General features: G+C 65.3%; 19 protein-coding genes. 10 read left to right on the top strand and 9 right to left on the bottom strand.

What is annotated here, in order from left to right; genetic code table 11:
* Positions 1-81: 81 nt before the first annotated feature.
* A complete protein-coding gene (gene uraD, locus ACQUQO_RS04850; RefSeq protein WP_435076827.1) occupies positions 82-582 on the bottom strand; it encodes a 2-oxo-4-hydroxy-4-carboxy-5-ureidoimidazoline decarboxylase in 501 nt (166 codons plus the stop codon).
* A gap of 1,576 nt (positions 583-2,158) precedes the next feature.
* Here uraD and tenA point away from each other — a divergent pair.
* The 4 genes from tenA to thiD are packed head-to-tail and all read left to right on the top strand — an operon-like array spanning position 2,159 to position 5,873.
* The gene (gene tenA, locus ACQUQO_RS04855) at positions 2,159-2,839 is read left to right on the top strand and encodes a thiaminase II (protein WP_435076891.1); all 681 of its coding nucleotides are present in this window, start codon (positions 2,159-2,161) and stop codon (positions 2,837-2,839) included.
* The gene (locus ACQUQO_RS04860; protein WP_435076828.1) at positions 2,840-4,390 is read left to right on the top strand and encodes a sodium:solute symporter family transporter; all 1,551 of its coding nucleotides are present in this window, start codon (positions 2,840-2,842) and stop codon (positions 4,388-4,390) included.
* Positions 4,387-4,533 carry a hypothetical protein gene (locus tag ACQUQO_RS04865; protein ID WP_435076829.1) on the top strand — a complete coding sequence of 49 codons (147 nt, stop codon included), beginning with the start codon at positions 4,387-4,389 and terminating at the stop codon, positions 4,531-4,533. Before ACQUQO_RS04860 ends, ACQUQO_RS04865 begins: the two co-directional genes overlap by 4 nt.
* The gene (gene thiD / locus ACQUQO_RS04870) at positions 4,530-5,873 is read left to right on the top strand and encodes a bifunctional hydroxymethylpyrimidine kinase/phosphomethylpyrimidine kinase (protein ID WP_435076830.1); all 1,344 of its coding nucleotides are present in this window, start codon (positions 4,530-4,532) and stop codon (positions 5,871-5,873) included. The genes ACQUQO_RS04865 and thiD overlap by 4 nt, the downstream gene beginning before the upstream one ends.
* 77 nt (positions 5,874-5,950) lie before the next feature.
* Here the strand turns inward: thiD and ACQUQO_RS04875 are convergent, their stop codons facing one another.
* Together ACQUQO_RS04875 and ACQUQO_RS04880 are read right to left on the bottom strand one after the other, a co-directional pair.
* Positions 5,951-6,442: a CBS domain-containing protein gene (locus tag ACQUQO_RS04875; protein WP_435076831.1), complete on the bottom strand. Its 492-nt coding sequence runs from the start codon at positions 6,440-6,442 to the stop codon at positions 5,951-5,953.
* A gap of 105 nt (positions 6,443-6,547) precedes the next feature.
* Positions 6,548-8,761, bottom strand: coding sequence for a heavy metal translocating P-type ATPase (locus ACQUQO_RS04880; protein WP_435076832.1), 2,214 nt, complete (start codon positions 8,759-8,761; stop codon positions 6,548-6,550).
* 207 nt (positions 8,762-8,968) lie between these two features.
* Between ACQUQO_RS04880 and ACQUQO_RS04885 the strand changes: the two genes are divergently transcribed.
* The 4 genes from ACQUQO_RS04885 to ACQUQO_RS04900 all read left to right on the top strand — a co-directional run bounded on the left by ACQUQO_RS04885 (position 8,969) and on the right by ACQUQO_RS04900 (position 12,873).
* On the top strand, positions 8,969-9,775 hold the full coding sequence (locus tag ACQUQO_RS04885; RefSeq protein ID WP_435076833.1) for a DUF7388 family protein: 807 nt from the start codon (positions 8,969-8,971) through the stop codon (positions 9,773-9,775).
* 111 nt (positions 9,776-9,886) lie between these two features.
* Entirely contained in the window at positions 9,887-11,341 is a 1,455-nt protein-coding gene (locus ACQUQO_RS04890) for a sodium-dependent transporter (protein WP_435076834.1), read from the top strand.
* A gap of 1 nt (position 11,342) precedes the next feature.
* Entirely contained in the window at positions 11,343-11,666 is a 324-nt protein-coding gene (locus ACQUQO_RS04895) for a hypothetical protein (RefSeq protein WP_435076835.1), read from the top strand.
* Between the two features lie 61 nt (positions 11,667-11,727).
* Positions 11,728-12,873, top strand: coding sequence for an NAD(P)/FAD-dependent oxidoreductase (locus ACQUQO_RS04900; RefSeq protein WP_435076836.1), 1,146 nt, complete (start codon positions 11,728-11,730; stop codon positions 12,871-12,873).
* Between the two features lies 1 nt (position 12,874).
* Here ACQUQO_RS04900 and solA read toward each other — a convergent pair whose 3' ends face one another.
* Entirely contained in the window at positions 12,875-14,011 is a 1,137-nt protein-coding gene (solA, locus tag ACQUQO_RS04905) for an N-methyl-L-tryptophan oxidase (RefSeq protein ID WP_435076837.1), read from the bottom strand.
* Between the two features lie 538 nt (positions 14,012-14,549).
* On the opposite strand from solA, the gene ACQUQO_RS04910 reads away from it, so the two are divergent.
* Positions 14,550-14,786 carry a hypothetical protein gene (locus tag ACQUQO_RS04910; RefSeq protein WP_435076838.1) on the top strand — a complete coding sequence of 79 codons (237 nt, stop codon included), beginning with the start codon at positions 14,550-14,552 and terminating at the stop codon, positions 14,784-14,786.
* Between the two features lie 15 nt (positions 14,787-14,801).
* Here the strand turns inward: ACQUQO_RS04910 and ACQUQO_RS04915 are convergent, their stop codons facing one another.
* From ACQUQO_RS04915 to ACQUQO_RS04930, 4 genes are all read right to left on the bottom strand, one after another.
* Positions 14,802-15,335, bottom strand: a complete 534-nt coding sequence (locus ACQUQO_RS04915; RefSeq protein ID WP_435076839.1) for a DUF7344 domain-containing protein — start codon at positions 15,333-15,335, stop codon at positions 14,802-14,804.
* Positions 15,336-15,569: 234 nt separating this feature from the next.
* Positions 15,570-16,676 carry an AI-2E family transporter gene (locus tag ACQUQO_RS04920; protein ID WP_435076840.1) on the bottom strand — a complete coding sequence of 369 codons (1,107 nt, stop codon included), beginning with the start codon at positions 16,674-16,676 and terminating at the stop codon, positions 15,570-15,572.
* A gap of 45 nt (positions 16,677-16,721) precedes the next feature.
* The gene (locus ACQUQO_RS04925) at positions 16,722-17,141 is read right to left on the bottom strand and encodes a DUF7346 family protein (RefSeq protein WP_435076841.1); all 420 of its coding nucleotides are present in this window, start codon (positions 17,139-17,141) and stop codon (positions 16,722-16,724) included.
* 24 nt (positions 17,142-17,165) lie between these two features.
* The gene (locus ACQUQO_RS04930) at positions 17,166-17,477 is read right to left on the bottom strand and encodes a DUF7322 domain-containing protein (RefSeq protein WP_435076842.1); all 312 of its coding nucleotides are present in this window, start codon (positions 17,475-17,477) and stop codon (positions 17,166-17,168) included.
* 88 nt (positions 17,478-17,565) lie between these two features.
* On the opposite strand from ACQUQO_RS04930, the gene ACQUQO_RS04935 reads away from it, so the two are divergent.
* Positions 17,566-20,286: a DNA-directed DNA polymerase gene (locus ACQUQO_RS04935; RefSeq protein WP_435076843.1), complete on the top strand. Its 2,721-nt coding sequence runs from the start codon at positions 17,566-17,568 to the stop codon at positions 20,284-20,286.
* 225 nt (positions 20,287-20,511) lie between these two features.
* Here the strand turns inward: ACQUQO_RS04935 and ACQUQO_RS04940 are convergent, their stop codons facing one another.
* The gene (locus ACQUQO_RS04940; protein WP_435076844.1) at positions 20,512-21,753 is read right to left on the bottom strand and encodes an Nramp family divalent metal transporter; all 1,242 of its coding nucleotides are present in this window, start codon (positions 21,751-21,753) and stop codon (positions 20,512-20,514) included.
* Between the last annotated feature and the right edge of the window lie 11 nt (positions 21,754-21,764).

The following is a 21,764-nucleotide window of genomic DNA, read 5'->3' on the forward strand; positions in this document are numbered from 1 at the left end:
GCAACGGGACGTGGAAGGCACCGAAACGCTGTTGCTCACCGTTTCGCCGAACCGCTGTGCAATCGCCGCGTGCGTGCGGATTTACGACAGCATGTCTTCGAGTCGCAGCCGTGCGATCTCGTGTACTTCGTCCAGCGCGGTCCGGAACTCCTCGTCCCGGGAGTGCTCGATGCGTTCTTCCATGGCGCTCCGTATCGCCTCCGGGGATTCGTCGTCCACCGACATGATGAACGGGAAGCCGAACTTCTCCCGATACGTCTCGTTGAGCCGTTGGAACGCCTCGTACTGTTCCGGGGATAGCTGGTCAAGCCCGGCCGAGGCCTGCTCTTCTCGGGACGCGTCGGTCATCTCGGTCCGTTCGCCGAGGTCGGGATGGGCCTGCAGCAGTTCCAGTTTGCGCTCGCGCGAGGCGTTTTCGACGGTCGCTTCGAAGGTCTCCTGGAGGCCCCTCACCGAGGAAAACGGTTGGTGTGACCAACTCCGCTCGGCTACCCACGGCGACGTCTCGTAGACGCTTCCGAACTGGTCGACGAATGCATCCTCGTCGAGCTGATTCGACTCCGCCACTGTGAGTTCACTCATACGTTCGACCGCTCGGCTTGCCGGTCAGTTAATACTGTCGAACGACACACCGTGCACAGTATGAAAGCTCCGCTGTTCGGAACTGGATGGGGATACGATGACGTTCACCCTCGCCTATGTGTCCGTGAGTGATATCGTTGCTTCGAAAGCGAACGTGGTTAGCACGACTCGAAAGTCGTCGATAACAGGTCACTGCCCTCAGGCAGCCACCGGACCGCTCAAGCGGCTGCTCTTTCACCGACAGCGATTTCGCTCTTTGGCCGCAGTACACTCTATAACAAAATAGCTGTTCATATTTACGACTTACCTGTTTCTTTCCGTCTAGTATCCGTTCCTCCTCCAGAAATCACCGAAACGTCGCCTTGTCTGAGTAGAGGGAACGCAACGAAGTAGCAACCATCCGTCCAAGCCGGCCTCGGTCCGTTCGAGCCGGCTAGAATAACGGAACGTGCTCCATCGACGACGTCTCGAAAGCGAGCGTCGATCCCACTCCTGATTTCGAAAAACGAAATAGCCGCGCTACTGCCCGAATCACGAGCCACGTTTCGACATTCGCCACACCGAAAATCCACCGAGGGCCGGCTTTCACGACGCTTGGAGCTCGTCGACCGTACCGATGAACTGCTGTTCGTTCGGATCAACCATGACAACGACACTGTTGTCATGTACTCCGAACCGTTCGGTCACACCGGGTCGTCGCCTCGATTGGATGCGTGGGCCGGTCGTCCCCGAAATCGACGAATGAAGTCCTCCGAAAGATCGAAATCAACCGGATTTCGCGCGCGGGAGATACACACGACGACGGGGCCGGCCGCCATCGGTCCTTCTGATACTGGCCCCATGACTTCCCTCGAAGGATGACTGGTGAGGTTGTGAGGTCGATGGTTCGAGACGAAAACAATCGTCCCCACCAACACACAGCTAATGTTAAGATAACTTCTGGAATCCAGAGAGCGATAGAAATTTGGCCGGTACGGATGGTGTGATGTCGCTGGAACTGATGGTGTTCTCCGATTCGCGTTCTCGTTGAGTGGTGACGCCATTCGCATCGGTAGGTATAGAGCGTTTTCACCCGAGCCAAACAGCAACACCCGGTCGGCAACACGAGACCGACAATCGTCGCCCGCCACTGTGGGTGGCGCATCGAAAGTCGATAACGATTCGCCACCGGTTCGGGTGTTCACTATCGGCCACTCACACGGTCCCTCACCCCATTACGGACGCTCTGTGGTTCGTCTCTTCGGCTTTCTAGCAGAACTTCGAATCCGGTGGTCTCTGTGACCGTGTTTCTCCGAATGGGGTTCTCGACGACCCACCTCTGGATGGCGTGTCGCTCTCACGGCGTCGAAACACCTCGTCGTTTTTCTCATAACTATATGAGTTCATCAATGAGAATGGCATCTGTGTGTTGGTTGCTAATTTCAAAATTTATCTTACCTACTGTCTTCCGCGGTCTCGTGAACGGTGGATTCCGTCGTCGGAACCTTCCGTCGCATCGAAATCTATCTAAACGACAACTGGTATTACTAAGTAGTATTCGTTAGTTATATCACTGGTGGACTCCGATGTCCCCTCGATGCGTTTCAGCGACCACCTCGTCGAGACCGAATCCGAGCTGTGGACCGCACAGAAGGCCCACCCGTTCGTCCGCGAACTGGCCGACGGGACCCTCGACGAAGCGGCGTTCCGGACGTGGGTCGAGCAGGACTACCGCTATCTCCACGATTACGCGCGCACGTTCGCCGTGCTCGGGACGAAAGCGCGCAACGAGGAAACGATGGCCCACTGTTTTGCGGTCGCGGGGACCATCGTCGACGAGGAGATGGACCTCCACCGCGAGTTCGCCGCCGAGTACGGTCTCACCCCCGATGACCTCGCGGCCGTCGAGAAGGTTCCCACGTGTGTCGCCTACACGAACTATCTGCTGCGGACCGCCACCGAGCGCCCGCTCGGCGTGGGCGCGGCCGCGATCTACCCCTGCGGACGGGGCTATCTCGATATCGCCGAGCACATGGCCGAGCGCTCCGACGACGAGCACCGCTACACGCCGTTCATCGAGAAGTACACTAGTGACGAGTTCCGCGAATCGGTGGCGTGGATGAGTGAACTGGTCGACCGCTGTGCCGAGCGCCATCCATCGCTCCGTGACGAGATGGAAGCCGCCTTCCGGCGCTGTGCGCAGCTCGAACACGCCTTCTGGGGGATGGCCTATACCGAGGAATCCTGGCCGCACGCGCGCCGGCAGGAGGTCGTCTGAGTGGTCGCGACCGCGCTCGCGCTCGGGGTTACGGTCGCGGTGCTCGCGGCCATGACCGTCCTCGGGGTCGCCCACTCCCACACGCGCATGCTCTCGGTCGAGGACTACATCAGCGCGCGTAACTCGGCGGATTCGGGGACGACGGCGGCCACGCTGATCGCCTCCGGGATGGGTGCGTGGATACTGTTCAGTCCCGCCGAGGCCGGCGCGGGATTCGGTGGGCTCGCGGCGGTCGGTGGCTACGCCATCGGCAGCGCCGTTCCGCTGTTCCTCTTTATCTCGGTCGGCGTCCGTCTCCGTGAGTATCTCCCACAGGGCCACTCGCTGACCGAGTACGTTTATGGCCGCTACGGTCCGTGGATGTACGGCTACGCCCTCCTGATAGCGGTCTTCTACATGTTCATCTCGCTGGCTGCGGGGATGACCGCCGCCGCTGACGCGCTCGCGTTCGTGGCCGATGTGCCGGCCTGGCTCACCGCGAGCATCATCGGCGGCTTCGTGCTCGTCTATACCGGCTACGGCGGGCTCGTGGCGAGCATCTTCACCGACACGGTCCAGACGCTGGTCATCCTGCCGCTGCTCACCCTCAGCTTCGCGGCGGTCGTCGTCGGACTCGGCGGCACCGGTGCCATCCACCAAGCCATCGTGAGCGCGAACCCACACCTGCTTGACCTCGGGTTCGTGCCCGGTCTCGCCTTCGGCGGCTACGTCGTCATCGCCATCACCGGCGCGAGCGTCTTCAATCAGGGCCGCTGGCAGCGCGTCTTCGCCGCCGCCGACGATACGTCGCTCCGGCGCGGGTTCGCCATCGCGGCGGTCGTCACCGTCCCGATGATCCTGCTGGCGGGGCTGCTCGGCGTCGCGGCCGCCGGACTCGGATTGATGGGCGATGCGGGTCCGAGCGTCGCGCTGTTCGTCGCCGTCGCCGCGGCGCTGCCCGAGTGGGCGACGCTCGGAGTCGTCGTTCTCGTGGTCCTGCTCGTGACGAGCACGGCCGACACGCTGTTCAACGGGATCGCGAGCATCGTCACTGCCGACCTCTCGCGCGTGCTTGAGGACCCCGACGAACGGACGCTCCAGTACGCCGCCCGCGCGCTGACGGTCGTCGTCGCCCTCGCGGCCATCGCCATCGGCGCACGGGGCTACTCGGTCCTCGAACTGTTCTTGCTCGCCGACCTCCTCGGCGCGGCGACGTTCGTCCCGTTCCTGCACGGTCTCTACTCCGGTCGTGCGAACGAGCGGGGTGCCCTGCTCGCCAGCGTCGCCGGACTGCTCGTCGGGCTCGCCTACTTCCCGACGTTCCACGGCACGCTGACCGCACTCCCGACCGTCGGGTCGCTGTTGCCCGGTGGCTCGTTCATCCACTCCTTCGCGGGCGCAGCGGGCGTTTCCGCCCTGATATCGGTGCTCTCGGCGCGACTGACCGATGGCCGGTTCGACCTCGATAGCCTCGCCGCCGAGGTCCACTCGCTCGACGACGCGGCCGGTCCCGTGACCGACGGGGGACGGCCGACGAACGACGGAACGGAGGCTCAGGGGGTCGAGCGATGATCGTCGGCGAATTCGCGTTCGCGGTGCTCGTCTGGGGTAGCCTCGCGGCAGTCGCCGTCGTCTTCGTCTCCCTTCTCGTGATGCTCGTCCGGGGCGCGCGGGCCGAAACGGATTCGTCGCCGGGAGCCGAGGTGGACCCATGACCGAGCGCGACGTCGCGTTGACGGTTGCGGGGTCGGACAGCGGCGGCGGGGCCGGGGTGCAGGCCGACCTGAAGACGATGGAGGCCCACGGCGTTTTCGGGACGAGCGCCCTGACGAGCGTCACCGCCCAGAACACGCGGGGGGTCGAGGCAATCGAGGACGTTTCGACCGACGTGATAGCGGCACAGATTCGCGCCGTCGCGGACGACTTCGCCGTCGGCGCGGCGAAGACTGGAATGCTCAGTTCGACAGTCATTATCGAGACGGTCGCCGATTGTCTCGCTCCCCGCGAGTTCCCGCTCGTCGTCGACCCCGTGATGGTCGCCCAGAGCGGCGACCGCCTGCTCGCCGAGGAGGCCGAGACCGTGCTTCAGGAGAAGCTGCTCCCACAGGCGACGCTCGTGACGCCGAACCTGCCGGAGGCGGCGGTACTCACCGATATGGCGGTCGAAGACGAAGACGACATGCGCGCGGCTGCCGCGGAAATCGCCGCCGACGGTCCCGATGGTGTCCTCGTGACCGGTGGCCACCTCCACGAGGACGAACTCGTCGACGTGCTCTCCGCCGACGGCGAAACGCGCACGTTCCGCAAACCACGCCGGGACACCGCCGACACCCACGGCAGCGGCTGTACGATCTCTGCCTCCATCGCTGCCGAACTCGCTGGCGGAGCGACGGTACCGGCGGCCGTCGAACGCGCCGAGACGTTCATCGACCGCGCCGTTCGTTACGGTCTCGCGGTCGGCAACGGCGCTGGACCGGTCAACCACCTCGCCGGACTGTACAATGACGCCGCCCGCGCTGGCGCGCTGGCTGAGGTGCGCGACCTCGTGGATGCGCTCGAAACCCACGATGTCGCCGCGCTCGTTCCCGAAGTCGGTCTGAACGTCGCCATCGCCACGCCGTACGCGATGGATGCCGACGACGTGGCCGCAATCGATGGACGACTCCACCGGACCACCGACGGCGTGGTGGCTGCCGACTGTCCCCGGCTCGGTGCATCCGATCACGTCGCCCGGCTGCTGCTCGCCGCCCGGGAACACGATTCCGCGCTCCGTGCAGCCGCGAACGTCCGCCTCGACGACGCGGTTGCCGCGGCCGTCACCCAACACTTCGACGCCGTCGAGGTCGACCGGACAGCCGAACCCGACGCCGTGGGCGAGGAGCGTGCGGACGATTCGGCGGCGTGGGCGGTCGAGCGGGCGATGGCCGGCCGCGAGACGGTTCCCACTGCGGTGTTCGACAGGGGAGCGCTCGGCTGGGAGGCGATGTGTCGGCTGTTCGCCCGCTCGCCGGCGACGCTACAGGAGCGACTGCTGGCACTCGCCGGGACGGTGTGATTTCCACCGAGTGCGCCGCGTGCGGTCGCTGTCCACACCCGGTCGTCGGTATGGAAAACTGGAACGGCACACGAGAGTCACGTTTGCTCGCGGTCGAGCGTCCGCAGGAGGTCCTCGCGGGTGATGATGCCGACGATTTCCTCGTCGTCGACGACCGGCACCCGATTGATGTCGCGCTCTTCGTCGGCCAGCACCGCGAGCACCTCGTCCACGCTGGCATCGGGCGCGACGGTGACGACCTCGCTGGTCATCACGCTGCTGATGGGCCTGCCGGCGTGTTTGGCGAGGTCGAGGTTTACGTCGAGGTCGTCCCACGAGAAGTCGAACGCGTAGTCGATTGGCTCGATGAAGGGTGGCAGACCGATGGGAATCCAGAGCGTGCGGTCGCTCGGCTGGAAGAGTTTCACGAGGTCGCCCTGCGTGACGATGCCGACCAGCCGCCCGTCGTCGACGACCGGAAAGCCGTTGAACGCGGCCCGCGAGAGCCGCGTCAGCACCGTACTTATCTCCTCGTCCGGGTCGACGGTCTCGACCTCGCTCGTCATGATGTCGCGGGCGCGAACGCTCATGGCGGACTCACCTCGTGGCGCGTCCGTAGCTCTTCCGGTGTTCGTTGGCCATCGTGCGTTCGTTCGGTGCGAGACAGCAACTCTCGTCGATGGCCTGCGTCGCGTTCAGGAACCCTCCATCGACAGCGAGCGACGGCTGTTGGCGACGACGAGAAGGGTGCCGACGGCGAGCAGCGCGGACGCGACGACGGGGGTGACGACGCCCGCGACCGCCAACGCCAGCCCGACGACCGGGACGGCGAGCGCGAGCGTGAGGTTCTCGACGAGTCGCCGACGCGTCCCGCGGGCGATTGCGAGACAGTCGACGAATGCATCGAGGTCGTCACCCGTCAACAGCGCGTCGGCGGCCGTGGCGGTGAAGTCGCTACCCGACGCCATCGCCACGCCGATGTCGGCCGCCGCGAGCGCCGGCGCGTCGTTGGTGCCGTCGCCGACCATCGCCACCCTCCCCTCCCCTCTGAGTCCCTGCACGATTGCTTCTTTCTCCTCTGGCGGCACATCCGCGAACACCTCCGCGATGGCCGAGTTCTCGAACCGGGCGGCGACCTGCGGGTCGTCGCCCGTGATGCAGACGACCCGCCGCCCGTCGGCCGCGAGCCGTTCGACGACGTCTTCCCACCTCTCCCGTGGTGCGTCCGCGAGCGCGATGACGCCGGTCGCCGCGCCGTCCCAGCCGACGACCGTCGGGAGGTCGCCCGCCGCACGGATTTCCGCGACTCGCGCCCGCACCGTCTCTGGAACGTCCCACCCGAATTCGTCGAACAGCGCCGGGTTACCGACCGCCGTCCGCGACCCCTCCACAGTGGCGCTGACGCCGTAGCGATAGCGTTCGAACTCGCCGATTTCCCCAGTTGGCGTCGCCCGCTCGTCGATGGCCGCCGCGACCGGATGGCCCGAGCGCGACTCGACGGCGGCCGCACGCGCGAGCAGTTCGTCGCGGTCGCCGAGCGCATCGACGCCGGTGACACGCAGTTCGCCGGTCGTGAGCGTCCCGGTCTTATCGAAGGCGACGACATCCACGTCGGTGATGCGTTCGAGCAGCGTCTGGTCGAGCACCGCCACGTCACGGTCGGCCGCCGCCGCGAGACCACGCCCGAGCGCGAGCGGACCGGCCAGCGTCAGCGCCACCGGACAGGCGACGACCAGCACCGACAGCCCCGTCAGCAACGCCGTATCGAGCGTCGCCCCGGCGAGCAGCCAGCCCGCGAACGTCACGACCGCGAGCGCAGTGGCCAGCGGGACGTAGCCCGTGGCGATACGGCTCGTGAGCCGGGCGGCGTTCGTCCGCGTCGCCTGGAGGTCCCAGACGAGCGCACGAAGCCGGTCGAGTAGACTGGTCGCGCCGTTGCCGACCCGGACCTCGAAGGCTCCATCGACCGCGACCGAGCCGCCGACCACGCCGTCGCCGGGGACCTTCCGCTGTGGGCGCGCCTCGCCGGTGACGAGCGCCTCGTCGACCGCCCCGCGGCCGTCGAGCACCCGACCGTCGAGCGGGACGTACTCGCCGGGCTTGACCAGTAGCGTGTCGCCCGCCTCGCAGTCGTCGGTCGAAACCGTCTCGGTGCCGCCGTCTGTGAGTCGCGTCGCACGTGCTTCCGAACGGTCGAGGCGTTCCGTGAGGTCCGCGACGCTGCGTTGTTTGTACTTCGAGCGCACGTAGTTGGCAATCGTCGCCACGACGACGATGGTCATCGCGACGTCGAAGGAGAGATAGCTTTTGTCGAAGAAGGCGAGCGAGAGCACCGAATACGTGTACGCAGCGAGCGCCGACAGCGCGATCAGGGCGTCGAGGGTGAGCCGGCGCTCGCGGAGGCTGATATACGCCGAACGAAAGACGGGGAAGCCGACGCCGAAGACGGCAATCGTCGTGAACAGGACGACCGGACCGTAGAGGCCGACGACGATTGCATGATTGTCGAGATACGCCTCGGGGTAGACCCCGAGGTAGACCGGATAGAAGAAGACCAGATAGAGCATGTAGACCGGCGCGATGACGATGACGGCGAAGGCCGTCCTGAGGTGGTCGAACGCGAGCGCGCTGCGGTCGGCGTCGGTCGCCGTCGGCTCGGGCTCGGATGCCCGATACCCCCACCGCGAGAGACCGTCGGCGATGGCATCGATGTCGACCCGCTCGGGGTCGTGGGTCACGCGAACCGTCTCGGCGCTGTAGCTCGCCGCCGCGTCGTGAACGCCGTCGATGTCGGTCGCGAGGGTTTCGAGAAACGACTCGCAGGCACGAGTGTGCATCCCCCGTAGCGAGAAATACGCCGTCTCCGTCCCGGTGTGCGTCGGGTGCTGGTCGGTTGTTGCCGTTTGCATGCTGTTCCTGTCCGCTCGTCATCCGGGTGTCGTCCGTTGCGGTCGCTTCGCCGTCGCGTTCAATGAGCGCCACGGTTCGGCGGGAGCGCGAACCGATGGAGTTTTGTCGTCGATTCTCGGAACGGCGGCATGGTCGCACAGACGATGGATCGTGTTCCGCGATAGTCGTACCGAACCGTGTTCTTCGAGTGCCGGTGGTGAACGCTCGTGACCGAGCTACAGGATTTTGCGAGCGGGTTCGACGGCGTCGCGCTCAAGCCGACCGAGATCGACGTCGCAGCGGTCGCCCTCGCCGGCGTCGACCGCGCCGTCGTCGACTACGAGGGCCGCGAGCACGTTCCCGATTCCGACGTACTCGCCGAGTGCGCCCGCGAGACACGACTGTCCGTCACGACGCCGGTCCGCGCCGACGGCTTCGACCCGCTCGGCGACGACCACCTCTCGGAGACGCTTCCCGAAAGCGTCGGCCGAGTGCTCGTCGCGGGCAATCCCGCCTACCTCACCGAACGCGAGCGCAACCGCGCCATCGCACCGCGCATCGGTGCGGCCCGCGAACGCGCACCGGCGGCGTGGGTCGGCACCGAGGGCATCGGGCGGGTCGCGCTGGCGGCCGGCGGCACCCAGTTCGAGCTGCTCGCGCCGCCGACCGTCCGCGAGGTGCGCGCGCTCCGGGCGGCGGGCTTCGACGACGAGGTCGCCGTGTATGCCCCGGTCGTCCGCAGCGCCGAGGAGGACACGCTCCTCGACGCGCTCGGAGCCTACGTCGCCCGCCGTGGTTCGGTCGCCGCCGCCCTCGATGACGCGCGCGGCGAGGGCGTCGCGGCCGCCGACGGAATGGGAGCCGACGCGGGGGCGACGGACAAACCCCGGTCGGTGCTGTTAGAGGCCATCGAGCGGTTCGCACTCGTCGGCACGAATGAACAAATCGACGAGCGCATCGACGAACTCCGGTCGGTCGGCGTCGATACCCTCATCGGCTATCCGGCGCGCGGACCCGCGGCGCTCGGTCGCTGACCGACGACGGATCGTTCCGAGCGCTCGGTTCCCTCGAAGCGCACTCGGCCGGCGTGGACATCCCGCCGATGAATTTATAATGAGGTGTCCTGATATCCGATGTGGTGTCATATGGCAAGCGAAACTGACGCGCGAACGGCCCGCGAGGAATGGGGCACGCGGTTCGGATTTCTGATGGCGATGCTCGGGGGGATGGTCGGCTCGGGCAACATCTGGCGGATGCCGTACACCACCGGCCAGAACGGCGGCGGGGCCTTCCTGCTGGCGTACATCGTCCTGCTGTTCGTCATCGCCATCCCGGGACTGATGGCCGAGAGCGCGCTCGGTTCCTACACCAAACAGGGCGTCATCGGTGCGTTCAAGAAGACCTATGGGCGCGGTTGGTCCGAGGGGTTCGGACTCGTCGTCGTGGTGGTCACGATTGCACTCACTTCCTACTACCTCCCGGTCGTCGGGCAGGTCATCTACTACGCCATCCACTCGCTCCTGTTGACCTTCTCCCAGCCGGGCTTCGAGTCTGTGCCCTTCTGGAACGCCTTCACCGCCTCCCCGCTGTTGACGATTGGGACGCACACGCTCGCCATTGCCCTCGTCGCCGTGGTGCTCTCCTTCGGGATTCGCCGCGGCATCGAGCGCGTCGTCAAGTGGATGATTCCGCTGCTCGTTCTCACCCTCATCGTCATCGCCGTCCGTGGGCTGACGCTGCCCGGCGCGACCGAGGGGCTTGCCTTCGCACTCACGCCGGACTGGAACTACCTCGTGCGCGGCCAGACGTGGATCGCCGCGCTCGGACAGGCGCTGTTCTCGACCGGTCTCGGCTGGGGCATCGCGCTCACGCTCGGCAGCTACCTCAGACCGAACGACGACATTCCGCTCGGAGCCGGTATCTTCACCGCCATCGGCAACACGAGCATCGGGCTGTTGGCGGTCTTCACCGTCTTTCCCGTGGTCTTCGCGTTCGGTCTCGAACCGACCGCCGGTGCCGAGTTGACCTTCATCTCGCTGGTCAGCGTCTTCCCGCAGATGGCCGGTGGGCCGGTGTGGGCCATCCTCTTTTTCGTCGGGTTTTTCTTCGCGGCCTTCTCGACCGCGCTCGTCATCACCGAGGTCGCCGTGACGACCGTCGCCGAGGAAACGCGGCTGAATCGCACACAAACCGTGCTCGTCGTCTGCACGGTCATCTGGCTGCTCGGCATCCCGAGCGCCTACTCGTCGAGCTTTCTGGGAATCATGGACTTCATGTTCGGCAACTGGGGGCTGCCGCTGGCGACGCTGCTGATAATCGGCACCGTGGGCTGGAAGGTCGGTCCCGAGCGCCTCCGCGTCATCGAACTCAATCGCAACGCCGACATCCACATCGGCGGGTGGTGGGACCCCGTCATCAAATACGTCATCCCGGGCGTCATGGTGTTCATCATGGCCTACTACCTCGTGACGAACATCGCCGCCTCGACGCTCCAAACTGTCGGCGGCGTCGTTCTCATGACTGTGTTGCTCGTCGGCGCGGTGCTCGTCATGCGCACAGTGCGTCGGCGCGGGAAACCCGTCGAGTCGGGGGGTGACTGAGATGGCACTCAGCGCGGCCGCGTGGGTCGTCATGGTCGGGTCGATTGCCCTCCTCTGGGTTCCGGCGGTCTGGGCGCTGTTCCGCACGCTGCGCGACGAGGACCGCAAGCTCGAACTGCTCGACGAACAGGGAAAGATCGACACCTACTCGCCGCAGGCGCTCGCCGAACTCCGCGAGTGGATTCGGGCACACTCCGACGACGAATACGCCCCCGAGGCACGCGACCGATACGACGACTGCGTCGAGACGCTGCGCGACATCGACGAACCGTTCTACGACTGGTCCGACGGGGAGATCGAGGAGCTACAGAAGGTGTCGAAATGAGCGAATCATACCGAACCGACGGCGAGCAAAACGTTTTGCGACGGCGGGCAGAGGAACACCGATGCACGTCGTAGTGGTCGGCGGCGGCATCGTCGGACTGTCGTGTGCCCATGCCCTCGCCGAGCGCGATATCGAAGTAACGCTCTGCGAACGGGGCAGCATCGGCGGCGAGAGCACCCAGCGGTCGGCCGGCGGCATCCGGACACAGTTTGCGACGCGCGTGAATATTGACCTCTCGCTGGCGAGCCTCCCCATCTGGAACGAGTTCGAGGAGCGCTTCGGCGTCGACATCGCCCACCGGCAGACCGGCTATCTCTTCCTCACGCGCGAGGAGACGACGGCAGCGGAGTTCCGTGAAAACGTTGTGCTCCAGAACGAGCGCGGCGGGCAGAGTGAGTATCTCGACCCGAGCGAGCTGACCGCATACGCACCGGGCATCAATCCTGAAGGATTCGTCGCCGCGACCTACTCGCCGCTCGACGGCTTCGCGGACCCGAACCTCGCGGCGCAGGGCTACGCGCAGGCACTCGGCGATGATGTGACCGTGTTGACGAAAACACCCGTCGAGGACATCGTGGTCGAAAACGGAACCGTCAGCGGCGTCGAGACACCTGACGAGCACATCGCGGCCGAGATGGTGGTCGATGCCGCCGGTGCGTGGGCCGGACAGTTGGGTGCGATGGCGGGCGTGGACCTCCCCATCGAGCCGAAGCGCCGGCAGATACTCATCGCCAATCCCGAAACGCCAGTCCCGGAGGACGCGCCCCTGACCATCGACCTCGATACGGGGCTGTACTTCCGGCCCGAGCGCGAGGGGCAAGCGCTCGTCGGCGGCCACTTCGGCGAGGCGGACCCAACCCAAGACCCCGGCAGCTACGACAAGACGATGGATTTCGACTGGGCGACGGCGGCACTGGAGAACGCGAGCGGGTGGACCGACCACTTCGGTCCCGAGACGACGGTCAAACGCGGCTGGGCGGGGCTGTACGCCGTGACACCCGACCACCACCCCGTCATCGAGGAGGTACTGCCGGGGCTGGTCGTCGCCGCCGGCTTCTCGGGACATGGCTTCCAGCACGCGCCCGCGACCGGACAGCTCGTCGCCGAAATCGTCCACGACGGCGAACCATCGCTCGTCGATATCGGCGTGCTGGGCAGCGACCGTTTCGAAGAGGGTGGATTGCGCGAGGAGACGAACGTCGCCTGACTCACTCGAAGCGATTCAGGCGAAACATCTCGATTGGGTGGTCAGTTCCGCCGGTAGCGAGGTCGGCGAGTACCTCGCCGATGACGCTGGCGAACTTGAAGCCATGTCCCGAGAAGCCGGCTCCGACAGCCACCTGTGGGTGCGCGGGCAGCGTATCGAGGATGAAGTGCTCGTCCGGCGAGTTGGTGAACATGCAGGTGGCGAGACCCATCGTCGGACCGGCACCCTCTGGGAAGTAGTCCTCGGCGAACTCGCGGAGGAGGCGCTCGTCCTCGGCGTCGGGGTCGCGGTTCCAGTCGTCGGGGTCGACCTGCTCGTCGCGGTGGTGATACCGACCGAGTTTCATGCCGGGCACGTCGTAGGCCGGTAGCCCGTAGAACCGACCCTCGGGCACCGATAGGTTCCAGACGGGGAAGCTCTCGGGCTGAAACAGTTCCGGTGTTTCGGGCTGGAGCCACGCGAGCACCTGCCGCTCGGGCACCGCGACCCCCTCCAAGGCGTCGGCGAGTTCCTGATTCCACGCGCCGGCCGCGAGCACCAGCCTGTCGGCTTCGTAGCTCTTTCGGGCGGTCTCGACACGCACGCCACCGTCGGGCGTCTTCGTCCAACCATCGACCCGCGTGCGGGCGTGTATCTCGGCTCCCTCGGCCTGTGCGGCCTGCGTGTGGGCGATGATAGCCTGCTCGGGTACGACGAACCCGCCGTCTTCCTGATAGAGCGCACGGTAGTCCTCGGGCAGGTGGTAGCCGGGAAAGCGCTCGGCGAGTTCCGCGCCCGTGAGCACCTCGTGGGGGATGTCGTGTTCCTCGCACGAGCGCAGCGACCCCTCGAACACCGGGTCGTCGGGCGGGCCGGCGTCGATGGAACCGGTGCGGTGGATGAGTGGTCGCTCCGACAGCGCTGCGAGGTCGTCCCAGAGGTCGTAGGCGCGCTCGACCAGTGGGATGTACGAGGGATGTTCGTAGTATGCCCGCCGGATGATGCGCGTGATGCCGTGTGAGGACCCCATCGTATGCGGGATGTCGTAGCGCTCCAGTCCCAGGACGTCCAGCCCGCGGCGGGCGAGATGATACGTGGCTGCGCTGCCCATCCCGCCGACGCCGACGACGATGGCGTCGTGGCTGCTGTCGGCATTCATATCGACCGTTCATGGGGTCAACTCTTGACTCTTTGGCTGCCGTGACGAACGGAAACGGCATGCACAGCCACCCGTTGGCAGCTGCCGGGAACACGGGGCGCGGTGATGCCAGAGACACGCTCGTGGAGGTGGCCCATGAAGTTTCCACCCTCCGTAACCCGCGTTCCCGTGCGGAGATAGCGATGGGGGCGATAAGTGCATGGACCATGACTGCTCAAGCGTGGATGATACCCGGTACTATCGGCCGGTCATGGTCGACGTGGTTCGTCCGGTCCCTGTTGGCGGTCGAAACACGATTCAATGGGTGTGATTGTGGCGGCCAGCGGCATGCGATGGAGAGGCCGCCCGTTCGCACAATACGTGGACGAAACCGGCGTCGTCATCCCATGAGTCGCTATCGATTGGTGTGTCTCGTATTCGTTCGACAGTAGCGGCCACGAACGCCTGATGAAGCGGTTGGACGCCTCCCATCGGCCACTTACCTAAATAGCTGTCCGGAATAGGAACGATAAACCCACTCGACGAGTGAAACACGACCATGGACGAGAACCGATACCGCGACCGCGACGGATCGATGTGGGATAACGAGTTTGCGGCGACCGAAGGCAGGCCGCTCGACAGCGCATGGCGGCTCTTCTTGTCCGTCCCGGGCATCCAACCGCAAGCGACGAAACGCAACGTCTTGATCGTGTTGGGCCATCTGTTCGTCGTCGGTCTCCTCCTCGCATTGTTGGGGATGGCCGGTGTCGAACTCCTCCCGCCGGGCGGACCATAGCGGTAGGCTAGAGGGTTATGGACGGAGCTGCCCGAGGACGAACCCCTGCCGGTCGTGGAGTTGAAAGAGCGCCGAGAGTACGAACAGCACCAGAAAACCCCCGGCCCATGCCACGGTCGGCAGCGCCCCGAACGCCGGCACACCGAGCCCAGCAAGTCCCAGTACCACGAGCGAGAGCATCCCGAGCGTCCGGTAGTACGTCGCCCACGTCACGCCGTGGTCGGGCACCACTTCCATGTATAATTCGACCCGTCTGGCCGCCGCACACAGGTGAATCAGTTTCCGGTTGGATTCGTATTCGACGATACCCAACCCGTCGAGTTTCGGGAGATGGGTCTGATGCAGCGAGTTGTACACGCTCTCGCGGACGTTCCGTGGTGGCGGCGACTCGCCGGTCTCGGCGCTCGCAAGCGCCTCCGCCAGCTCCCGCAGCGTCACCGTCCGCCGCTCGCGCCGCAGGTACCGCAGCGTCCGCGTTCGTCGTTCGTTTCGCAGTACGTCGTGGATGTCGTGTTCCGAGAGCTTTCCTCCGGTCTGTTGTCCCAGCATGTTCAGTCGTTCCCGTTCGGTCGGTTTCGTCGTGACCCGACGACAGCTCGGCACTGCGAGCGTCGATCCATGTTCGTGGTTCGAGAGGTCATCGTCGACTACATCTACAGGAGACGCGACGGTAAACGTGGTATCTAACTGTTTAAATCGCACGTTACGTCGTTAAACGGGGGGTTTGAAATCTACTTGGAGACGATGGCAGCACCTGGATGTGCGCACTCGACGGCCGGCCGGTCAGCTGGCGCGGCGCTCGTCGGCGGTCGGCGTATCGGCGGTCGGCGCGGTATCGACCCGCGTGCTGTTCGATGGTGTGTGGCGGTCGGAACGACGCTCGCGGGCGAACAGTTCGACGAACACTTTGAGCGTTCCGAGGACGACCGGCCCGAAGAACACGCCCAAAAAGCCGAAGACGAACAGCCCGCCGGAGATGCCGAGGACGAACAGGCCGGGGTTGAGACCCGCCTCGCGGCCGCCGATAACCGGTCTGAGGTAGTTATCCGAGAGACTCACGACCGTCGCGCCGTAGGCGAACAACAGCACGGCGGCGACGGGGCGACCGAGAACGAGTAGATAGGCCGCCGCCGGCACCCAGACGATTGACGCGCCGATGAGCGGCAGGAGTCCGAGCACCACCGTGACGACCGTCCAGAAGACGGCGCTCGGGAAGTCGAGGGCCACCAACCCGATGCCGGTGAGCACACCCTGGACGAGCGCAACCGCGACGTTCCCGACGATGACGGCCCACACGAGCCGGTCGACCCGCTCGACGAGGTCCGTCCAGACGCCGTTGGACAACGGCGTGACGCCGCGCAGCCAGCCCAGCGCGGCCGCGCCGTCGGTGAGCAGGTAGTAGGTGAGAAAGACGAGGACTGTGAGACCGAGCACGACGTTCGAGAGACCACCGAAGACGTTCATCACGCTCCCGAACAGCGCCGTACCGCCGCTGCGCTCGACCACGCCGAGCAGTTCGTTCGGGTTCACCTCGCCGACCAACTGGCTGACGTCGAACGCGACGCCGAGCTGTTCGCGGAGGAAGCGTTCGACAGTCCCGATTCCGAGGCGGCCAGCACGGATGGCTCGATAGACCTGGAGGGCCTGCTTGGCGGCGACGGCTATCACCGTTCCGACCGGAATCAAGACCACGAGTGCCGTCACGGCGATGAGGCCGCCGGCTGAAACGCGCGGCCCGACCCGCGGGGCGAGGCGCTTTTGAACCGGATGGAGCACGTAGCCGAGCAGCAGCGCGAGCAGCACGTACTGGGCGAGCGGGAGGACGACCAGTAGCGACAGCGCCCCGAAGACGACGACGGCTGCGACGAGTACCCCTCTATCGAGTTCCATAGGAATAGCCCTCGCGGGCGCTACTAAACTGTGGGCGCTCGCGCGTCAATCGTCGCGCAGCTCGGCGAGGGCCGCGCTCGCTGCCGGCGTTACCCGGTAGCCGCGCTCGCCGGCCACCTCGCACGCTTCGAGCAGGCCCGCCGCCCGGAACTCCCCGCAGAGACCGTGGAGGTCGCTCTCACAGTAGTCGTACGAGAGGAGGTCGCGGGCCGCCACCGCTCCGCGTGCGTCGATTTCGTAGAGCAACCCGAGCGCGCTCTCGTCGGGGACGGCACTCACCAGCCGTCGTACCGGTTTCGAGACCGCACGAGCGGCCGTATCGAGCGCCGGCTCGTCCGTGGGTTCGAGCCGCTCGGTGGCGACGGTGTGCTCCTCGCCGGTCGCGGGGTCGCGCACGCGGCTCGATTCCGTAGAACTGTCCACGAGGAGATAGCGCTCGCCGTCCTCGGTGTGAACGGTCTGCATACCACCACTGGGAACGCCGTGCGGTTAGCGGTTCTGATGGCGTCGGTAGCGCCGATAGCCGAGGAGCAGCGCAACGACCCCGAGCGTGATTGCGCCCGCGCCGAGTCGCCACTGGCCACGAAAGACGCCGACCATGAGACCGAGGCTCACCGCGAACAGGCCGATGTTGGCCGCGATGACCACGCTCCAGAAGACCCGTGCGAGTTCGGGCGGCACGTCGGCATCGGTGGTATCGGGTATCGAGACCGACGGCACGTCGGGACCGTACTCGGCCTCTGGGTCGGGCTCGTCGGGTTCGTATTGGTCGGTCGAGCCGTCCGGGAGGTCATCGGCCACAGCAGTATCTCCTGCGTGGCGAACAACCGTGTTTCGGTTCGCCGTGGCCGACCGCCGGTGTTTTTACCGGCGACGGCGAAGGGCGGCCATGACCGGGACGGAGTCCACCCAGCAGGCGACGCTTGACAGCGCCGCCGGCGACGGAACGGATGCGGTAGCGGCGGCGCGGACGGTCGCCGGCGACGGGGGTGGCGAGGCCGAACTCGTCGACCCGAGCGCGCGGCGCTATCCCGACGCCGATGGCGAAGTCGACCTCGCCGTCACACAGGTCGATTACACGATTGCGGGCACAGGGACGGACGAAACACCTATCATCCACGTCTTCGGCCGTACCGCGGAGGGCGAGGTCGAACACGTCCGCGTTCACGGCTTTCGACCCTATTTCTACGCGCCGACCGCAAACTTGAATGATGGGTTCGACCACGACCGTATCACCGGTGCGGAGGAGTCCGACGAGAACGGCGACGCCCACGAGAGCATCCGCGGCGAGCGACTCACCAAGATATTCGGCCAGACCCCGCGGGACGTCGGCCAGATTCGTGACCGCTTCGAACACTACGAGGCGGACATCCTCTTTCCGAACCGCTTCCTCATCGACAAGGACATCGGCAGCGGGGTTCGCGTGCCCGAGCGGCGTGCGAACGACGACGCGCTCGTGGTGCCCCACGAGGAAGTCGAGCCAATCGAGATGGAGACCGACGCCCGCGTCTGCACCTTCGACATCGAGGTCGACGACCGCTCGGGCTTTCCAGAAGACGGCGAGGAGACCATCATCTGTCTGTCGAGTCACGACTCCCGAACCGACGAGTACGCCGTCTGGCTCTACGAGGCCAGCGAGGGAATCGGTCCGGACGAACTCGATGAGTATGACGGTATCGAGGAGGATATCGACGCCACAGTCCACCGGTTCGGCACTGAGGAGGCAATGCTGGCGACGTTCCTCGACTACATCGAGGAAACCGACCCCGACGTGCTGACGGGCTGGAACTTCGCCGATTTCGACGCACCCTACCTCATCGACAGACTGGACGAACTCGGCGGCGCGGACTGCGAGAGCCACGACCTCGACCCCGACCGGCTCTCGCGGGTGAACGAAGTCTGGCGCTCGGATTGGCAGGGCCCCAACGTGAAAGGACGCGTGGTCTTCGACCTGCTCTATGCCTACCAGCGCACGCAGTTCTCCGAACTCGATTCGTATCGACTCGACGCCGTCGGCGAGGTCGAACTCGGGGCCGGCAAGGAGCGCTATGCCGGTTCGATTGGCGACCTCTGGGAGGAAAACCCCGAACGCCTGCTCGAATACAATCTCAGAGATGTCGAACTCTGTGTCGAAATCGACCGCCAGCAGGACGTGATTCCGTTCTGGCAGGAGGTCGCTTCCTTTGTGGGGTGCAAACTCGAAGACGCCACGACGCCGGGCGATGCGGTGGACATGTACGTCCTCCACGAAGCGCATGGTAAATTCGCGCTCCCCTCGAAGGGCCAGCAGGAATCGGAGGACTACGAGGGCGGCGCGGTGTTCGACCCTATTACGGGTGTTCGGGAGATGGTGGCGGTGCTCGACCTCAAGAGTCTGTACCCGATGTGTATGGTCACCACGAACGCGAGCCCGGAGACGAAAGTCGACCCCGAGACCTACGACGGCGACACCTATCGCGCGCCCAACGGCACGCACTTCCGCAAAGAGCCGGATGGAATCATCCGGGAGATGGTCGACGAACTGCTCGAAGAGCGCGACGAGAAGAAAGCCCGGCGAGCCGACCACAGTCCGGGAAGCGGGGCCTACGAGCGCTTCGACCGCCAGCAGGCCGCCGTCAAGGTCATCATGAACTCCCTCTACGGGGTACTCGGCTGGGAGCGCTTCCGGCTCTACGACCGCGAGATGGGTGCCGCAGTAACCGCGACTGGCCGCGAGGTCATCGAACACACCGAAGACGCTGCAAACGAACTGAATTATCAGGTTGCGTATGGCGACACCGACAGCGTCATGCTCGAACTCGGCGGCGAGGTCACCAAGGAGTCGGCCATCGAACAGGCCGGCACCATCGAAGAACACATCAACGACTCCTACGACGCCTTCGCGGGCGAACAGTTGGGAGCCGACGAGCACCGCTTCGAAATCGAGTTCGAGAAGCTCTATCGGCGATTCTTCCAAGCAGGGAAGAAAAAGCGCTACGCCGGCCACATCGTCTGGAAGGAGGGCAAGGACGTCGATGACGTCGATATCACGGGTTTCGAGTACAAGCGCTCCGACATCGCCCCCATCACCAAGCGCGTCCAGCACGAGGTCATCGACCGCATCGTCCACGGCGAGGACCTGAGCGAGGTCAAGGCCTACGTCCGTGGCGTCATCGAACGCTTCGAGGACGGCGAAGTGAACGTCGAACAGGTCGGTGTCCCTGGCGGCATCGGCAAACGCCTCGGCAACTACGACACCGACACCGCACAGGTCCGCGGCGCGAAGTACGCGAACCTGCTTCTGGGGACGAACTTCCAGCGCGGCAGCAAACCTAAACGACTCTATCTCGACCGCGTCGACGACCGTTTCTTCCAGCGCATCGAGTCCGACCAACCGGAGATTGCCGAAAACGACCTCTACCGCGAGTTCAAACGCGACGTGAGCGACGGCGATGGCGTCATCTGCTTCGAGTACGCCGACCAGATTCCAGACGAGTTCGCCGTCGACTGGCCGAAGATGCTCGACAAGACGCTCAAAGGCCCGATTGCGCGCGTGCTCGAAGCGCTCGACATCTCCTGGAACGAGGTCAAATCCGGCCAGACCCAAACCGGGCTCGGCAGCTTCACCTAAAGAACCTTTTTACTGCGGAGGGTCGCGCTCGCTCCCTGTGGTCGCTCGCCCGACCCCGCTTGCAAAAACGTTCATCAAAAACTCCCGCTCGTTCGTCTCCGACTCACTCGCGGCGAACCGCGCTCGCTGCGCTCGCGCGGACACTACCCTTTCGGCAACCGCATAACAGCGCACACAACTTCTGTCTTTAGGGACGATGACTCGGTAAATCGGTGCTGCTGAGGGCTACACGAGCGTGCTGAGTTCGTTCGCCAGCAGGACGACGAAGAGACCGGCGCTGATGACCAACAGCGCGTTGAACACCACCCCATTCCGGTCAGGTGCGGGCACACGGTCGGAATTGAGAAGCAACAGGAGCGTGATGGCCAAAAACGGCATGAAGACAGCACCGAGCACGCCGTAGATGATGATTATAAAGACCGGCTGGCCGAGGAAGTGCAGCAACATCGGCGGGAACGTGAGCCACAGCACGTAGAACGTGTACGAGTTGGTGTCCCGGAGTCGCTCGGCCTCCATCGGGTTCCCGGAGAACTCCTGCACGAAGTCGGCGAACAGATACGAAACGCCGTGCCACGTGCCGAGCAGCGACGTGAACGAGGCCGACCAGAAGCCGATGAGGAACGCATACCGGAGCACGGGATGGAGCTGGTTGCCGAGGTTGTCGGCGAGGGCGACCAGTCCGTCCTCCCCGGAGACGCTCGCACCGGTCCCGTAGAGCAGCGCCGCGCTCATGACGATGAGCGCGATGACGAACAGTCCCGTGATGAGGTACGCCGAGGAGGCATCGCGGCGCATGACCGGGATGTACTCCGGGCTGTCCCACTCCTTTTCGGCGAGCCAGTAGCCGTACGACGCCATCGTAATCGTCCCGCCCGTCCCGCCGATGAGTCCAAGCGCATAGACGGTCGACCCCTGAGGCAGCGCCGGAATGCCGGTTCCGATGAGTGCCCCGAGCTGGGGCAGTACGGCGATTGCGGAGCCGATGACGGTGACGACCATCAACACGATGAAGACGGTGATCACGTTCTCGAACGTCTCGTATCGGTTGGCGAGCACCAACACCGCGCCGAGGATCGGGTGGGCGACCAGATACACCCAGAACGGGACGGCTGGGACGAGGGCGTTCGCCGCCAGCGACGCGGAGGAACTGACCGCAGCGCCGTAGACGAATCCCCACAGAAGGGAGTAACCACCGAAAAAGCCGCTCGCCCACCGTCCCAAGGAGTGAATCCCTTCGAGGATGGTCTCGTTGGTCGCCAGATGGTAGCGCCCGACCCCCTCGTTCAGCGCGAACTTGACGACGATGCCGACGAGAACGGCCCAGACGAAGTTCAGTCCGTATCGGTTGCCCGCGACGAGTCCGGCGGCGAGGTCGCCGGCACCCACGCCGGTCGCGGCGACGAGCAGGCCGGGGCCGACCAGCGACCATTCGGGTTCGTCCGACGAGTCTTCGGTGTGACTGCTCATTGAGACGTGTA

Source organism: Halococcus sp. AFM35, assembly GCF_051195015.1.
Classification (GTDB): Archaea; Halobacteriota; Halobacteria; order Halobacteriales; family Halococcaceae; genus Halococcus.

Bases quoted from the DNA above. Each gene is read 5' to 3' on its own strand.
- ACQUQO_RS04865 (WP_435076829.1), top strand. From the start codon at position 4,387: ATGATCGTCGGCGAATTCGCGTTCGCGGTGCTCGTCTGGGGTAGCCTC.
- ACQUQO_RS04880 (WP_435076832.1), bottom strand. From the start codon at position 8,761: ATGCAAACGGCAACAACCGACCAGCACCCGACGCACACCGGGACGGAG.
- ACQUQO_RS04940 (WP_435076844.1), bottom strand. From the start codon at position 21,753: ATGAGCAGTCACACCGAAGACTCGTCGGACGAACCCGAATGGTCGCTG.
- ACQUQO_RS04920 (WP_435076840.1), bottom strand. From the start codon at position 16,676: ATGGAACTCGATAGAGGGGTACTCGTCGCAGCCGTCGTCGTCTTCGGG.
- tenA (WP_435076891.1), top strand. From the start codon at position 2,159: ATGCGTTTCAGCGACCACCTCGTCGAGACCGAATCCGAGCTGTGGACC.
- ACQUQO_RS04900 (WP_435076836.1), top strand. From the start codon at position 11,728: ATGCACGTCGTAGTGGTCGGCGGCGGCATCGTCGGACTGTCGTGTGCC.
- ACQUQO_RS04890 (WP_435076834.1), top strand. From the start codon at position 9,887: ATGGCAAGCGAAACTGACGCGCGAACGGCCCGCGAGGAATGGGGCACG.
- ACQUQO_RS04895 (WP_435076835.1), top strand. From the start codon at position 11,343: ATGGCACTCAGCGCGGCCGCGTGGGTCGTCATGGTCGGGTCGATTGCC.
- ACQUQO_RS04935 (WP_435076843.1), top strand. From the start codon at position 17,566: ATGACCGGGACGGAGTCCACCCAGCAGGCGACGCTTGACAGCGCCGCC.
- ACQUQO_RS04875 (WP_435076831.1), bottom strand. From the start codon at position 6,442: ATGAGCGTTCGCGCCCGCGACATCATGACGAGCGAGGTCGAGACCGTC.
- ACQUQO_RS04910 (WP_435076838.1), top strand. From the start codon at position 14,550: ATGGACGAGAACCGATACCGCGACCGCGACGGATCGATGTGGGATAAC.
- uraD (WP_435076827.1), bottom strand. From the start codon at position 582: ATGAGTGAACTCACAGTGGCGGAGTCGAATCAGCTCGACGAGGATGCA.
- ACQUQO_RS04925 (WP_435076841.1), bottom strand. From the start codon at position 17,141: ATGCAGACCGTTCACACCGAGGACGGCGAGCGCTATCTCCTCGTGGAC.
- ACQUQO_RS04915 (WP_435076839.1), bottom strand. From the start codon at position 15,335: ATGCTGGGACAACAGACCGGAGGAAAGCTCTCGGAACACGACATCCAC.
- thiD (WP_435076830.1), top strand. From the start codon at position 4,530: ATGACCGAGCGCGACGTCGCGTTGACGGTTGCGGGGTCGGACAGCGGC.
- solA (WP_435076837.1), bottom strand. From the start codon at position 14,011: ATGAATGCCGACAGCAGCCACGACGCCATCGTCGTCGGCGTCGGCGGG.